Origin of the sequence: Enterovibrio baiacu (genome assembly GCF_004120195.1) — a bacterium.
Classification (GTDB): domain Bacteria; phylum Pseudomonadota; class Gammaproteobacteria; order Enterobacterales; family Vibrionaceae; genus Enterovibrio; species Enterovibrio baiacui.
Genome location: NZ_SCHN01000006.1, coordinates 477,033 through 492,194 on the forward strand (window position 1 = coordinate 477,033; position 15,162 = coordinate 492,194).

The window sequence follows — 15,162 nt, forward strand, 5'->3', positions numbered from 1 at the left end:
TCGGCGGGGTATTTTTTTGCTTGTCGTTCACCGAGAAACTAGAAGCTAGAAGCTAAGATGCCAAAAACGTCTGTCACAAAAAAGCCGCTGATGGTCAGCGGCTTTGTTTGAGGTCTTATATTTTAACTGGCGTTGAACGCGGTGTTACGCCACTTCAGCAAGAATAATGCGAAGTGTACGACGTAGAGGCTCTGCAGCACCCCACAGTAGTTGGTCACCCACAGTGAATGCGTTCAAGAAGTCATCACCCATTGCCATCTTACGAAGACGGCCCACAGGCACAGACAAAGTCCCTGTTACTTTTGCAGGAGACAGCTCTTGCACGGTAATGTCACGCTCGTTCGGGATCACTTTCACCCAATCATTATGCGCAGCAATGATGCCTTCGATTTCGTCCAAAGGAACGTTCTTCTTCAGCTTCAAGGTCAATGCTTGGCTGTGACAACGCATTGCACCGATACGCACACACGTGCCATCGATCGGGACAGGGTTGCTTTCAAGACCTAGGATCTTGTTGGTTTCTACCGTTCCTTTCCACTCTTCTTTGCTTTGACCATTTTCACGTTTCACGTCGATCCAAGGGATCAAAGAACCAGCCAATGGCGCACCAAATTCTGAGGTTGGGAAACTTGAAGAGCGCAGCGTTTCAGCCACTTTACGGTCGATATCCAAAATGGACGTTGCAGGGTTTGCCAAATCAAGGCTCACCGCGTCATTGATCACACCCATTTGGCTGATCAATTCGCGCATGTTTTTCGCACCTGCACCTGAAGCGGCTTGATACGTTTGCGCGGTCATCCATTCAACCAAACCTTCTTTGTAAAGGCCACCCACCGCCATCAGCATGAGGCTGACAGTACAGTTACCACCCACATAGGTTTTCGTTCCCTTGTGAATGCCTTCTTGGATTTGCTTAAAGTTAACCGGATCCAGCGTAATGATGCTGTCTTCTTTCATACGAAGTGTTGATGCGGCATCAATCCAATATCCCTTCCAGCCAGCAGCCAGTAGCTTTGGATACACTTCTTCTGTGTAGCTACCACCTTGACAGGTAATAACAACGTCCAATGTTTTTAGGCTTTCGATATTAAAGGCATCTTCGAGAAGACCTGCATCTTTGCCATAGTTTGGCGCAGGGATACCAATTTGAGAGGTACTGTAAAAAACCGGCTCGATAACATCAAAGTCACGCTCTTCTACCATGCGCTGCATCAGTACAGAACCTACCATACCGCGCCAGCCTACTAACCCTACTCTTTTCATTCGCTCTCACACTCCTTGTTTAAATTTCTTCACTTATCTTGAAAATTAACGACACAAATAACAAGCAAAAACTGCATCTTTTTGCCTAAGCACGAGAAAAATCTCAACACATTCGCATAGAATGCGTTCCGAACAAAAAATAAACACCAAGTTTTAAAGGTTGCCACTTAAAAGTAGGACGAAGCGACTGAAAGACAATTTTTACGAGGCTTCTCTCACTAAGCCTTACACGTAAAAACCTCAGCTATTCGATTTAGACGAACAATGACTTCAAAAATATCCCAGTAAACCATCTTAAATGCTGCAGGTTTACATTTTCACACACATTTTAGAAACACACATTAACCGCATTACAATCACACAAATTAACCATATCCATACAATTATCGTCAGGTAAACCATGAAAAATAACCCCTTGAGCGCATAAGTCACATAAAATGAAATTCTTGTTCACCTCTTCTATCCTCTTTCGCTAAAGTAACTCTCGCCGCCAGGATGGTAGTAATAACAGCCCACTGTTTGTGATTGTTTGTATACCCAAGCGACCTCAAGGTAATGATGTCTGCGACTTCAGAGAAAGCGACGTTAGAACGCGAAATTTACGCGTACAGACGTTCATTTTGACGTGACTTGGTTATGTATTTCACCGGAAGGAACCGACACGGGCCCGACTCTCAAGAAAGGTTTGATATATGAAAAAACGCTCGGCGCAACTTCCTTCTTTGTTCCAAGTATTCATGGCGCTCGGTCTGTTCCTGTTGTTGGCATTCTCCTTTACCGCCAAACTTAACTTACCTATTCAATTGGCGCTGTACATTGGTTGGTTCTTAATCATCGGCCTCGGCATTAAGCTCGGTCATCAGTACAAAGATCTTGAAAAAGCGGCCACCAACGGCATTGCAAATGGTCTTGGCGCAGTATTAATTCTTCTGGCTGTCGGCGCACTGGTCGGCACCTGGATTGCGGGCGGTATCGTTCCAACCATCATTTATTACGGTTTGAAAGCGATTCACCCATCCATCTTCCTCGCAGCTACCATGATCATCTGTTCACTCACTGCGCTGGCGACGGGCACATCATGGGGTGCAGCGGGTACGGCTGGCATCGCAATGATGGGTATTGGTCAGGGCCTTGGTGTTCCTGCGCCCGTTACTGCGGGCGCTGTGCTCTCTGGCTGTTACTTTGGTGACAAACTGTCTCCGCTTTCTGATTCCGTGATCCTTGCGTCTTCTATGTCGGGTGTCGAAATCGTTGAGCACATCAAAGGCATGCTGCCAATCGCGCTGATCAGTTACATCATCACTGGTATTTTGTTCACCGCGTTAGGCCTGCACTACGCCGGCAACGTTGACATGGCACAGGTGAGTGACGTGATTGCCGCGATGGACAAACAATTCGTGATTTCACCAATGTCCTTTATCCCTGTTGCGATAGTGTTGTTGCTTCTGGCTCTTCGCCTTCCTTCATTCCCGGTAATTTCACTTGGTTCTGTATTGGGTATCGTGTGGGCTATCGTGGTTCAAGACATGAACCCGCTTGCCGCAATCAACACGGCATGGGCACCGTTCCAAATTGAGTCGGGTGTGAGCTTCATTGATGCCATCTTAAACCGTGGCGGCATGGAATCCATGCTAGGTTCAGTGGCTGTGATTGTGTTCGGTCTGGGCTTTGGTGGCCTGCTAGACAAGGTAGGTGTACTTGAAACCATCGCGAAGATTTTCGAGCGTAAAGTGAACTCAGCAGGTAGTCTTGCTACGTCCACCATTGGTACGGCATTCCTTGGGAACGTATTTGGTTCTGCCATGTACGTGTCTTTGATTCTGACACCGAAGATTTGTGCGAAGAACTATGACCGCATTGGTTACCACCGTAAGAACCTGTCTCGTAACGCTGAGTTTGGCGGCACGTTGACATCAGGTATGGTGCCTTGGAGTGATAACGGTATTTACATGGCAAGTATTTTAGGTGTTGCCACCCTGTCTTATGCCCCGTTCATGTGGCTGAGCTTTGTCTGTATTATCGTGACCATTGTGACCTCGTACCTTGGTTGGTTTGTTGACCCTGTTGAGCCAACCCAACAGCACGAAGTTGCATCCGATAACGCAAGCCTAGAAGGCGCTGCAGCACTGCAAAAAGCGTAATATCGACAAGCCATTGATAAAGGCAGCGAACGCTGCCTTTTTTACATCTCGCGAAAAGTGTTTACATCCTTGTTTTAGCCCAAAAAATCCGCCACCACGACACGCCCGCTGATAGTAGATCACGATCACACATTCAACATTGCACCACGCGAAATCCCCACCATTTAGTAGCACATATTGACCCCAATCAAAGTGCGGATTCCCTCGCAGAAGAGAATGGAGGCAGATTTCATTTTGCATACGCAAACACACTTAGCCCAAAGAGGTATCTATGAGCACTCCTAGCGAGCAAACTCGCAAAGTTACTATCGGTAGTTACTTTGCCCTCGCCTTCGCCGTCGTTTTCTTTTCAGGATTACTCCAATCTAACGAATGGTATGGCGTTTTTGATTTCACCACATTGAACGGTTCGTTCGGTAGCGTTGTTTACGGCGTCAACGAAACCGCTGACGGCATCCAAGCTGCAACGACCTCTATGCGTGGTAAAGGCGGTAGCGGTGCTCGTGACGGCTTCCTGTTCGCGTTAACACTGATCCCTACCGTGATGTTCGCACTGGGCATGATCAACGTGCTTGAGCACTACGGTGCACTGGATGCTGCGCGTAAATTGCTTACACCTCTGCTTCGTCCATTGATGAACATACCTGGTAACACCGGTCTTGCGTTGATTGCATCGCTACAAAGTACCGATGCGGGTGCAGCCATGACACGTCAGCTAAAAGACGAGGGGCACCTTACCAAGCGTGAAGCAGATATTTTCACCATGTTCCAGTTCTCTGCAGGTGCAGCGATCGTGAACTTCTTCTCATCAGGCGCGGTGCTGTTCACCCTGACACTGATGGACGGCTCTTTGGCCGTTTCTTCTTCTATCGGTCTCGCGGTTGCCGTGATGTTCGTATTCAAATTCGTGGGTGCAAACCTGTTCCGCGTTTACTTGAACATCACTGAAGGCAAAGAAGACAAAACCGACAACGCGCTAACCGAGGAAAAAGCATAATGGCTGAAGCAAAAAAACCAATGGTGACGGATATTTTCGTAGAAGGCGCTAAGAAAGGCTGGAACATCGCAACAACGTCAACCGTACCAAACGTTCTTATGGCATTCGTGATCATCAAAGCGCTGCAAATTACCGGCGCGCTAGATCTGATGGGCACCCTATTCTCTCCAGTGATGGCAGTGTTTGGTCTTCCAGGTGAAGCGGCGGCCGTGCTTATCGGCGCATGGATGTCGATGGGTGGTGCCGTGGGCGTTGTGATTAGCCTATTTGACCAAGGCATCTTGAACGGCGAGCACATTGCGATTCTTGCCCCTGCAATCTACCTAATGGGTTCACAAGTTCAATACCTTGGCCGCATCCTTGGCCCAATCGGTACTGAAGGTCGCTACATCCCTGCCATGGTTATCATCTCAGTGATCAACGCCCTTGGCGCAATGTTGGTGATGAACATTCTGGTTTAACGCTTTTCTCTCACGCCGAGCGCTTTTCTCATTCAATGAAGGCTCGGCGTTGCTTTCCAAACGGATTTCCGGAGTTGCTATGAACTTTTCTCTGAACACCTATCTAGAAGAACTACGTCCCCTGATCAATGTAGATTGCGGCACATTGACTGTTGAAGGCATCGAAGTGATTGCCAACATCATGGCCGAAAAATACGAAGACATGGGCGGATGGAACATCAAACGTGTTGATTGTGGCATTGCTGGCGTGGGTCTTGAGATCCGCAACAAGCCTGAAGCAGAACACATCGATGTGATGCTGATTGGTCATATGGACACTGTTTTCCCTGTGGGCACAGCGGCTGAGCGCCCGATGAGCACTGATGAAAACCGCGCATACGGCCCAGGCGTTTCTGACATGAAATCAGGTCTTCTCAACGTGGTATACGCACTGCGTGAGCTGGATCTTACTGTTCGCGATGCGTTGTCTATCTGTGTTTGTATGAACCCAGATGAAGAAATTGGTTCTTTGCACTCTGAAGCATGGCTGAAATCCGTAGCAAAAGATGCACGTCACGTGCTCGTTGCTGAAGCTGCGCGTGCTGACGGCTCATTGGTAAAAGCACGCAAAGGCATGGCGCGTTACAGAATGACGTTCCATGGTAAAGCGGCGCACGCGGGCAATGAACCACAAAATGGCCGCAGTGCAATCACTGAGATGGCCAATTGGATCCTAGCCTTGAACGCAATGACGGACTTCGAATCAGGCACCACCCTGAACGTGGGTGTTGTGAATGGCGGCGACGGTGCGAACATTGTTCCACAACACGCTGAAGCGGTTGTTGACGTGCGCTTCTGGGACAACGATGAATATGCGCGAGTAGATGCTAAAATCCGCGCATTGACGGAAACCCCGTTTGTTGATGGCGTCACCGTCTCTTTGGTGCGTGAAGCAACCAAACCTGCCATGGCACCGACGAGTAAAACCGAAAGCCTGATGGCGATGATCGAAGAAACCGGAAAAGATCTGGGTATCGACATCACTTGGCAGGAAGTGGGCGGCGGCTCTGATGCGAACCTTACGGCCGTTTTAGGCGTACCAACCCTTGATGGTTTGGGGCCAATCGGTGCGGGCTTCCACAGCGATGCAGAATACCTTGAGCTTCACTCTATTGAGCCCCGCATCAAACTGCTGAAAGCAGTACTTGAGAAGTTGGCGAAGTAAGTATTATCGCGGGTCTTCGCGCCTGCTCCGCGTCGACTCGATGCGGGCAGCTATTCGCAAACGTACAAATAAAAAAGGGGCGATATCGCCCCTTTTTATCATCTTTGGTCGTTACATCAGGATTTATACCCTCGAAGTGAATCGAGATAATCCGGCAAGAACAACGATATCTGCGGAATGTAAGTGATCAGAATCAGGAAGATCAGCAGCAGACCCAGCCAAGGCAGTGCCGCACGTATCGCCCACCCCATGCTTTCCCCCGTGATCCCCGCGGTCACAAACAAATTCAGCCCAACTGGTGGCGTTAACATCCCTATCTCCATGTTCACCACCATGATGATGCCAAGATGAATAGGGTCAATGCCAAGTTGCGTCGCGATAGGGAATAAGATCGGAGCCATGATCAGCAAGATAGCTGATGGTTCCATGAAATTACCCGCAATCAACAGCAGGATGTTCACCACGATCAAGAAGCCCCACGCCGGCAATCCCCACGCTACAATGGTTTCCGCAATGGTATGAGGAATGCGCTCCGTCGTTAACACATGCGCAAACAGCATGGCATTCGCAATGATGAAGAGCAGCATGATGCTGACTTTCGACGCATCGCGAACCACGTTATTCACTTCTTTGTCGGTAAACGACTTGACCATCACCATCGGCAACGAAACAAGGTTTCTCAGCAACATGCTGGCTGTGCCTTCACCATCCCGACGCCAAGGCACATCTTTGAGCGGGCCAATGTCGCGATACCCCCACACACTGACGAGCCACGCGTAGACTGCAGCTACGGACGCAGCCTCAGTCGGGCTGGCAACACCGCCATAAATAGAACCGAGCACAATGATAATCAGCATGAGCCCACCAAGCGCCCGAAGCCCAGAGTGCATTAACGCGGCGACACCCGGAAATGGCTGTGAGGGAAGGCCTTTAATGCGCGCGACGATATAGATCGCCAGCATCAAAATGCCGCCCATCATCAAACCTGGGATAAAGCCCGCCATGAACATGCGCGACGCTGATACTTCTGTTGCTGCGGCATACACCAACATCACGATAGAAGGTGGTATCAAAATACCCAAGGTGCCCGCATTCGCAATCACACCGGCGGCAAACGCTTTGGGGTACCCTGCTTTCACCATGCCCACAATGACGATAGAGCCGATAGCAGCCACTGTAGCAGGAGAGCTGCCCGATACCGCCGCAAAGAGCATGCAGGCCATAACAGACGCCATGGCGAGGCCGCCTTTCACATGACCCACAGAATCAATGGCAAAATTAATCAGACGTCTTGCGACGCCACCCGTTGAAAGGAAAGCCGATGAGAGAATGAAAAAAGGGATCGCCAACAAGGTGTAGTGTTCACTGGTGGCCTCAAACAGTTTCAAGGCAATGGATGCCAATGAATCATTTGAAAACATCAAAATCGTTGCCACACTCGACAAACCGAGCGCGATAGCAATGGGCATACCCATGAACATACAAAGGAAAAGCAATCCAAATAGTGCTGCAATGGTCATTTGTTTTGCCCCTCCTTAGCGTCGTATTCATCTTCAAGCTCTTGCGCCAAATGCATGCTTTCTTTCGCTTCATCATGGAAACCAAAGCCCGCGCGTTTTCCAGTCCATACTTCATAGCCCAAGCTGCATACGCGCAATGCCAGAAGTGCAAAGCCAAATATCAGACACGACATGGCTTTCCATTTTTCAATCGGCATGTCTTCCATTTCAATGCCAATCATTTTCATTTTGCTCAGGTAGATCCAAGACCCGTACAGAAAGAGTCCGCAATACACTAGGCACCCACCTAGCGCTACCAACGTTACGGTCTTTTGCATGCCAACGGGTAAGTGCTTCACCAGCGCATCCACACCAATATGCGCGCCCTCTCGTAGCCCCCACGACGCGCCCATCAACACCAACCATGCTGACATGTACAAAGTAAGCTCTTGCGCCCAAAGCAGACCTTCGTTAAAGAAGAACCGCAAAATCACTTCGAAAAATACCAACAAGGTCATCGCCACCAGCAACAAGCCAATGCCGGCTTCCTCAAAGCGGTGTAAAAACTGAACCATGTTCCACTCCAAACATCAAAAAGCCCGACATGTTAAGTCGGGCTAAAACAACTTACTGGTTTGAGGCAACCGCAGCGTCAATCAGCGATTGACCTATTTGTTCTTGGAACTCACCCCAGACAGGTTTCATGACTTCAACCCATTGCTGGCGCTCAGCATCAGTGAGTGTGATCACTTGGCTACGCCCCGAATCAATGATGTTTTGGCGATCTTTCATGCCTTTTTCATTCGCGATTTGGTTACCGTGTGCAACGGCTTCATCCAACGCTTTTTTCAGCACATCGCGGTCGGCATCAGGCAAGCCTGCCCAGAACTCATTTGATGTCGTCACCATGTAATCCAGCACGCCGTGGTTGGATTCAGTGATATAAGGTTGAACTTCAAAGAATTTCTTCGAATAGATGTTTGACCAAGTATTTTCCTGACCGTCAATCGCGCGCGTTTGCAGCAAGGTAAACACTTCAGAAAACGGCTTTTTCAGCGGTACGGCATCTACCGCTTCAAATTGCGCCGCCAGTACGTCAGAACTCATGATGCGGAATTTCTTGCCGTCAGCATCTGAAGGCACACGCAGTGGGTCGTTCGCTGACAATTGCTTTAAGCCATTGTGCAGGTAACCAAGCCCCGTCAAGCCTTTGCCTTGCACCGACTTCAGTAGCGCTTGTCCCGCTTCGCTTCGTTGAAAACGATCAACCGCTTCCATGTCCTTGAACAAGAATGGGAGATCATAAATTTGGAGTTGTTTGGTGTATTTGGAGAACTTAGAGAGAGATGGGGCAATAAACTGTACGTCTCCAAGGATCAGCGCTTCCATTTCTTTACCGTCACCGAACAGTTGTGAATTGGGGTACACCTCAACCACATATTTATCGCCGATGCGCTCAGCCACGAGATCTCTGAATTTAAGCGCCATTTGGCCTTTGGGTGTGTTCTCAGCCACCACGTGAGAAAATTTTATGGTGTCGGGAGCCGCATGTGCACCAGCAACCATGCCCACACACAGTGCGATGGCGGAAGCCATCTTTTGAAGGTTTTTCATAGAATGTCCTCTTCTTCCTACCTTGATAAACATTCACACAGAGAATGTTTGCTTTCCCTTTAATCAGTAGCGCAAGGAAGATGAGGGTTAAATGCGGTGAAACATTTAATTAACAATCAAGAAACAAAACTGAGAGATCGAAATTGGGAAAGGGGTGAATTTCCACCCATTTCCCATTCTAAGAAAGAAGACAATGAAGACGCGTACTTAACCGTTAAGCAGCGGTGAAATTACTGCGGTTGGAAGAGGCCATGCATGTAATGGCGAGCGATGATGAACGGAATACGCCAGCGAATTTTAGGCTCAGCCCATCGAACGATGTGGTTGATTTCCAGTCGCTTCGCATCGGGATAACATTGACGATGACACTCACGACAAGACGCATTCCCCATTTGAGTAGCACACTGGGTGTATCGCGCTTCTTCAAAGGCAATCAAGGCAGAACACTGAGGACAAAGTTGGCTGCCACGGTGAATGTGCTTGCAATAATATGTCGTCATCGCGCGAACGAGCCACAGAGGCTGGCGTCGTTGGGTTGACGTTACAGATACAGTATTCATAGGCGCGCTATTTTGCTCGCGCGCGGCGAAAAACCATTGACCCAGATCAAGTTAATTGTTCGGTATCGATTGCTCTGCCATCAATTTACGATTCAAATTCACGAGACATGACTTTAATGCACGCTGAGTAGATATCATTTTCACGCAATGGTTTTCCGATATGCCCTTGCATGCCATTGCTGATACAACGCCAAATATCATCTTTCAGCACGTTCGCCGTCATCGCGACAATCGGTGTACTTTGATTCATATTTTGCGATGCGCGGATCTGGCGCGTTGCCTCTAAACCATCCATTCGTGGCATTTGGATATCCATGAAAATGATGTCGTAGCTGCGTGATGCTGCTTTCTCCAGCGCAGCTACACCGTCTTTTGCGATATCAATGGAGAAGCCAAGTTTAGACAACATTTTCTCTGCAATCATGCGATTAATGGCATTATCTTCCACCAACAAACACTGTTTTCCCAAGAACGCATCGAGATGTTGGCTGATCAATTCCTGCGCCGTTTCGCTCGACACGTCGTTCTCGATTTGAAGCGGCAAAGAAACATCAAATTGGCTACCTCGTCCAACCTTGCTCGCGATGGAAATGACGCCCCCCATCAAATCAACCAATTGCTTTGTAATCGCAAGGCCGAGGCCAGATCCACCAAATCGGCGTGTGGTTGATGCATCCGCTTGCTGGAATTCATCAAAGATCAGTTTGTACTTGTCTGACGGAATGCCCACCCCTGTGTCCGTAACTCGCAGCACGACACCGGAATACAAGCCACCTTGCTTACTCACACAAATTTTCAACTTCACCAAGCCAGTCTCAGTGAATTTCAGCGCATTAGACACCAAGTTCAACATCACTTGTTCAATACGGTGAGCATCTCCCATAAAGCGGCGCGGGCAATGCTCATCAAACTCATACTCAAAACAAAGTTGCGGCTTGTCTTTGATCGTTGGCAACATCAAATCATGCACATAACGCCCAACTTGCTCTAGGTCGAACGGCGCTTCTTCCAGTTTCAGGTGATTCGATTCCATCTTACTGAAATCAAGAATGTTATTGATAAGCGACATTAGGCCACGGGAAGAGTGAGCAATCACTGACAAGTATTCTGCCTGTTTGCCCGTCATCGGCTCGTCCTGCATCAAAGAGGTTGCACCCAGGATCCCATTCATTGGGGTACGGATTTCATGGCTGATATTCGCGAGAAACAGTTGCTTGGCGCGCGCAGCATCTAACGCTTTCTCCCGCGCATCCACAAGATCGGTACTGATGTCATTAAACTCTCGCACCAGCATACCCAGCTCATCTTGCTCCATGTAGTCAATCGGCGAGAACGGCCCATCACCACGTTGTTCAATCAACGCAAGTCGCACTTTGGCCATGGGTCTAACAACGTAAAAGTGAATCGCCGCGTAAGTCACGCCCACCAGCAAAATCCCCACCAATGCCATCGCGAAGAACAAATCGTTCTTTAAGGTTGTGGCTTCGACCAGCAGTAATCGTTCCGGCAGCGCACCGACGAGCATCCAGTTAGATCCCGGTAAAATGCGCCCAAACACCAAGGTGGGTTCTTGAAGCATGGGGTCGTTTTGCAGGCGGTGGGTAAAGAGCCTTTCTGAGCCTTTAAACACGGTTTCATCCGGCACCATTTCTGACGCAATCGACAGCGCATAGCCAATGTCGATGTCCGGTGAAGATTGCACCATGGATCTCGCGAGGGATTGTAGCCTTTGGTTGCTTTGGCGCACGAGGCGGTCACCTTGTGTCGCCACACTGATCACTAAAGCCAGTTCAGAAAATTGTGGGTCACTGGCAGCAATTTCACGCGTGGTAGGCAAAGGGCCAAACTTAGGGTTGCCTTTCGTCACCGACTCCGCATCTGACATTAAGCGCCCACTTCGGTCAAACATGGCAAGGTAACCACCGAGCTTTTGTCCACTGCGGGTTAAGAAAGCTTGAAGCTCTGCCAAGCGCACATCGATGGTCACAACGCCAAAGAAAACGCCATCAGAGTATATCGGTACGCTGCACGTCACCATGGGCTCTTGCGTGTAAGGGTCGATGTAAGCCCGAGACCAATACGCAGAGCCCGGCACAGACCAGCGAGCTGGCGCGTACCATTCTTCGATTTGGTAAGGACGCGCAGATTCGTCGTTATAGTCAGTGACACGTCGATAAGAGCCGTCATCGTTGAAAGCGATAAATACGGAGGCTTTCGATCTAGACGGGTTATAGAGATAAGGTTCAGGCCAGAAACCACCACTGGCAACCACATTTCTGATGTTCGCATTACTTAGCAGCGTCGCGAGTTTTTGTTCAATCTGGGCTTCAGTGTCATCGACAGACAGAACATCGGCAATGGTGAGGGCAACCGTTCCGATGTTGTTTGAGAGTTGTCCAAGGCTTTGTGCGACGGTTTCCACCTGTGCTTCAACACGCTGATTGGCACTATCACGAACCATGCTATCACCCGTGGTTTCCAGCACATAAACAATGGATACCACCACGACCGCCAGCATAAGCCCGAGGATCCACAGTGCTTTGACGCTGATCGTTTTGTACCAAGGAATATCGTTTTTAAACACGGGCCGAGCCTCAGGAAGCAATGGTTTTGTTGAGTTTTTCTATCTCGCCCTGCACGTCTTTGATAGTGAGTGCTAACAATGGGTCAAACTGTTCGACCACACGCTTATCTGGCAATTCACCCGCCAACAACGTTTTTTCAATCTGGATGCAGAACTGTTGCATCGCGTAAGCGCCAATGTTGCCCGAGACACCTTTCATGCTGTGGATGAGCGCGCGCATGCCTTCTAAATCGCCCCTATTGGCAAAGGCTTGCAGCTTCTTGCCATCGGTTTGATGCTCGGAGACAAACATGCTCAGCACCGCATCAATGGCATCTGCATCACCCTCAAGCTGCTCCATCAAGTTATCGATTTCAAAAATAGCGCGCTCATACTGCACGGCGGCGTCCTCTATCAAACCGGTTTCTTCAGAGGACACTGCTGATACTTTTCGTGAAAAGTTAGTCGACAGCCTTTCGATTTTGTAACGGATCAGGATCTGCGCCGCAAGGAACAAAAACGCAATGCCGGATAGCATCAAAGTGCGATCGAGCAACGCGATGACTTGTGTTGTCCAATAGGTTTGTTGCTGGGTCATCGCCCTCACGAAACGATGATTCATAATACTATCAACATTTTCCAACTGCTGATTCAATCGCTCTAGCCCTGTGTACAGCGCGTAAATCTCCACACTCGTCGGTTTGCTTGAACGCGCCGCAAGCATGATCTCTAACTTGGAAATGTATTCATTAAAACGGTCTGCACGGCTGGTTGTTCTGGAATCATTGAGCCCATGCAATTCGAAAAGCAGGTAGCTCGTAATACTCTGAAACAACAATTGCTGTTCAACGGTAACCTCGGTTTCAGAGAGCAGTTTGAGCTTCTTTGTTACGTTCGATACGGAGTAAATGGAGGCAAGCAGATTATCGACATCTTCCACGAATGCATCGGCATCTAATAAGGTGCTTTGAATGTCGTTCCATTGATCATCTATCGAGTGAGATTTGGTACGCAGCAGCAGAAAACGGAAATGTTGAATTTCTTTTTCAATATTCGACAGCTCAATTTGCTGGTTGAGCATTGAGGCAGAAACCGCTTGTCGTAATTGCTGCGCCGCATTATTGAGCTTCACAACATGTGTCGCGTGCTCTTTGACGTGATACATCTCTTTGTAGGTTGCAATAGCGTAGAAAAAAGAGACGAAAAAAAGCACCCATACCAACTTTGAAAGCCGACTCAGTTGAAGACGCTGGCTATTTCTTGTTTTTTTTCGACTGTTCAAAGCGAAAATGGATAGTGGTGATATCACAGGGAATCCTTTAAAAAAGGCTTAGTTTTGTAAAATTTCACTTTCCTAAGCCATTAATCTGCCAGCGTTAAAAATCACGTTGTAAGCATTTCTAGATATGCTTCTTTTAAGTTAGGAACTTTGCCCAACTTTGCAAATGTTGTGCGTGTTTTTGCATAGCAGTATATAAAAATAAAGCCGCAATAAGCGACTTCATTTTTACAGATAAATCAGCAAGATTTACTCTTCCACGTTCAAACGACGCGTAAGTTGGTCGCGGAGATTGGGTGGAATGCCTTTGATGGTGAGTGTGTCTGTATCTTGATCGTAGAAAATGCGCTCGCCAAGCAGCATGCTGTCGAAGTTAATCGAAAGGCCGCCACCGCCACCCACAAATTTTGTGAGCTTACGCATGGAGGTTCTGTCTGCAGGGAAGCTTTCTTCCAACTCATAACCTTGCTCGGACGCAAACTGGTAAAAATCCACGCCTTGGTCATTCTTAGGAAGTTCGCTCGCCAATTCTTTTACAATCACTTCATCGCCAGATTGCAATTGGCCATTGCAGTAATCGTAAACTTGCTTGCGGTATTGCTGCTTTTCATCTTTTTCAAGACGCGAATCTGCGCAGTAATCTTCGACGGCTTGCATCAGCACCAAGTTTTGCTGCTTGGTGTCCATACCGACTTCGGCTTGCATGAAGTCGAGGAAGAAATCTGCCACTTTACGGCCAACACGGCCCTTAATGTAGGTGAGGTAGCGGTTTGAATCCGCATCGCTTTCCCACGTCGACAAATCGATACGGGCAGCGATGTCCATCTTGGCCACATCAAGGTAATCCGTTGAGCTGATTTCCAGATCGTCGGTGACTTTCATGCTGGCTTTTGATTCCAAAAGACCAATGAACAAATATTCCGTCGCCAGTGAACGGTATTCTGCCAATACCAAAACCCCTTCATCAGCAAAAGGATACTTGGCAAGTTCCGTCTTTAAGCGCTCTGCGGTTTGAGCAGAAAAGGTTAAAAAATCCATTTCTTGCTTGCGAGAGGCCTTTAGCCACGCAGATACGTCACTCTCCTGCGCAAATTGACCAAAACCTTTTCCGGCTTTTGCGTTGTAAATGCGGTGGATTTCACTGATTAAATTTTCCGTTGAAGGAGAATGGGTTAGGAGTTGATCGCGTAGCTGAACGACCAGCGAGTCTTCACCGTCTTTTTTCAGTTGATGAAGAATTACGTTTGAAAGCGTGAGGCTCATAATTGAAAACATTTTAAGTCAGACTAGAGTGTGGGGTATTATACGCGGCTTCTGTGAACACAAGACAAGAGTTTCTATGCCTGTTACTTCTAAATATCAAGATAAAAACGTTGAACAGATCCTGAGTGATGTGGTCAATGTTCTTGAAAAGCACAAAGCGTCTACTGACCTATCACTGATGGTTGTTGGTAACATTGCGACAAATCTGATCAATAACAACTTGCCAGCCGCGCAACGTAAAGTGATCGCTGAAAAATTTGCTCAAGCTCTCGTGTCTTCAATCGATACAGAGTAATAAGCCGTTAATTCGGCTATCGC

At 48.3% G+C, this 15,162-nt stretch carries 13 protein-coding genes; 5 read left to right on the top strand and 8 right to left on the bottom strand.

Going from position 1 to position 15,162, the window contains the following annotated elements; all coding sequences use genetic code 11:
* Nucleotides 1-144: 144 nt before the first annotated feature.
* Nucleotides 145-1,263, bottom strand: a complete 1,119-nt coding sequence (gene asd, locus EQP46_RS04685; protein WP_129492526.1) for an aspartate-semialdehyde dehydrogenase — start codon at nucleotides 1,261-1,263, stop codon at nucleotides 145-147.
* 692 nt (nucleotides 1,264-1,955) lie between these two features.
* Here asd and nhaC point away from each other — a divergent pair.
* The 4 genes from nhaC to EQP46_RS04705 all read left to right on the top strand — a co-directional run bounded on the left by nhaC (nucleotide 1,956) and on the right by EQP46_RS04705 (nucleotide 6,066).
* Nucleotides 1,956-3,404: a Na+/H+ antiporter NhaC gene (gene nhaC, locus EQP46_RS04690; RefSeq protein ID WP_129492527.1), complete on the top strand. Its 1,449-nt coding sequence runs from the start codon at nucleotides 1,956-1,958 to the stop codon at nucleotides 3,402-3,404.
* Between the two features lie 271 nt (nucleotides 3,405-3,675).
* Nucleotides 3,676-4,401, top strand: a complete 726-nt coding sequence (locus EQP46_RS04695; protein ID WP_129492528.1) for a nucleoside recognition domain-containing protein — start codon at nucleotides 3,676-3,678, stop codon at nucleotides 4,399-4,401.
* A complete protein-coding gene (locus EQP46_RS04700; protein WP_129492529.1) occupies nucleotides 4,401-4,862 on the top strand; it encodes a YjiG family protein in 462 nt (153 codons plus the stop codon). The genes EQP46_RS04695 and EQP46_RS04700 overlap by 1 nt, the downstream gene beginning before the upstream one ends.
* A gap of 79 nt (nucleotides 4,863-4,941) precedes the next feature.
* Complete coding sequence (locus tag EQP46_RS04705; protein WP_129492530.1) at nucleotides 4,942-6,066, top strand: M20 family metallopeptidase; 1,125 nt, start codon at nucleotides 4,942-4,944, stop codon at nucleotides 6,064-6,066.
* 116 nt (nucleotides 6,067-6,182) lie between these two features.
* Here the strand turns inward: EQP46_RS04705 and EQP46_RS04710 are convergent, their stop codons facing one another.
* The 7 genes from EQP46_RS04710 to yejK form a co-directional block, all read right to left on the bottom strand.
* The gene (locus EQP46_RS04710) at nucleotides 6,183-7,586 is read right to left on the bottom strand and encodes a TRAP transporter large permease (RefSeq protein WP_129492531.1); all 1,404 of its coding nucleotides are present in this window, start codon (nucleotides 7,584-7,586) and stop codon (nucleotides 6,183-6,185) included.
* The gene (locus tag EQP46_RS04715) at nucleotides 7,583-8,140 is read right to left on the bottom strand and encodes a TRAP transporter small permease (RefSeq protein ID WP_129492532.1); all 558 of its coding nucleotides are present in this window, start codon (nucleotides 8,138-8,140) and stop codon (nucleotides 7,583-7,585) included. The genes EQP46_RS04710 and EQP46_RS04715 overlap by 4 nt, the downstream gene beginning before the upstream one ends.
* Before the next feature lie 52 nt (nucleotides 8,141-8,192).
* On the bottom strand, nucleotides 8,193-9,179 hold the full coding sequence (locus EQP46_RS04720) for a TRAP transporter substrate-binding protein (RefSeq protein ID WP_129492533.1): 987 nt from the start codon (nucleotides 9,177-9,179) through the stop codon (nucleotides 8,193-8,195).
* Between the two features lie 230 nt (nucleotides 9,180-9,409).
* Nucleotides 9,410-9,739 (bottom strand): nitrous oxide-stimulated promoter family protein, encoded by a 330-nt coding sequence (locus EQP46_RS04725; protein ID WP_129492534.1) that lies wholly within the window; start codon nucleotides 9,737-9,739, stop codon nucleotides 9,410-9,412.
* An 85-nt stretch (nucleotides 9,740-9,824) separates the two neighbouring features.
* Nucleotides 9,825-12,323: a hybrid sensor histidine kinase/response regulator gene (locus EQP46_RS04730; RefSeq protein WP_240671648.1), complete on the bottom strand. Its 2,499-nt coding sequence runs from the start codon at nucleotides 12,321-12,323 to the stop codon at nucleotides 9,825-9,827.
* Between the two features lie 10 nt (nucleotides 12,324-12,333).
* Nucleotides 12,334-13,434: an Hpt domain-containing protein gene (locus EQP46_RS04735; RefSeq protein ID WP_240671649.1), complete on the bottom strand. Its 1,101-nt coding sequence runs from the start codon at nucleotides 13,432-13,434 to the stop codon at nucleotides 12,334-12,336.
* Nucleotides 13,435-13,830: 396 nt separating this feature from the next.
* A complete protein-coding gene (gene yejK, locus EQP46_RS04740; protein ID WP_129492535.1) occupies nucleotides 13,831-14,844 on the bottom strand; it encodes a nucleoid-associated protein YejK in 1,014 nt (337 codons plus the stop codon).
* Between the two features lie 76 nt (nucleotides 14,845-14,920).
* Here yejK and EQP46_RS04745 point away from each other — a divergent pair, with 76 nt between their 5' ends.
* Nucleotides 14,921-15,139 carry a YejL family protein gene (locus EQP46_RS04745; protein ID WP_129492536.1) on the top strand — a complete coding sequence of 73 codons (219 nt, stop codon included), beginning with the start codon at nucleotides 14,921-14,923 and terminating at the stop codon, nucleotides 15,137-15,139.
* The last annotated feature ends 23 nt before the right edge of the window (nucleotides 15,140-15,162 follow it).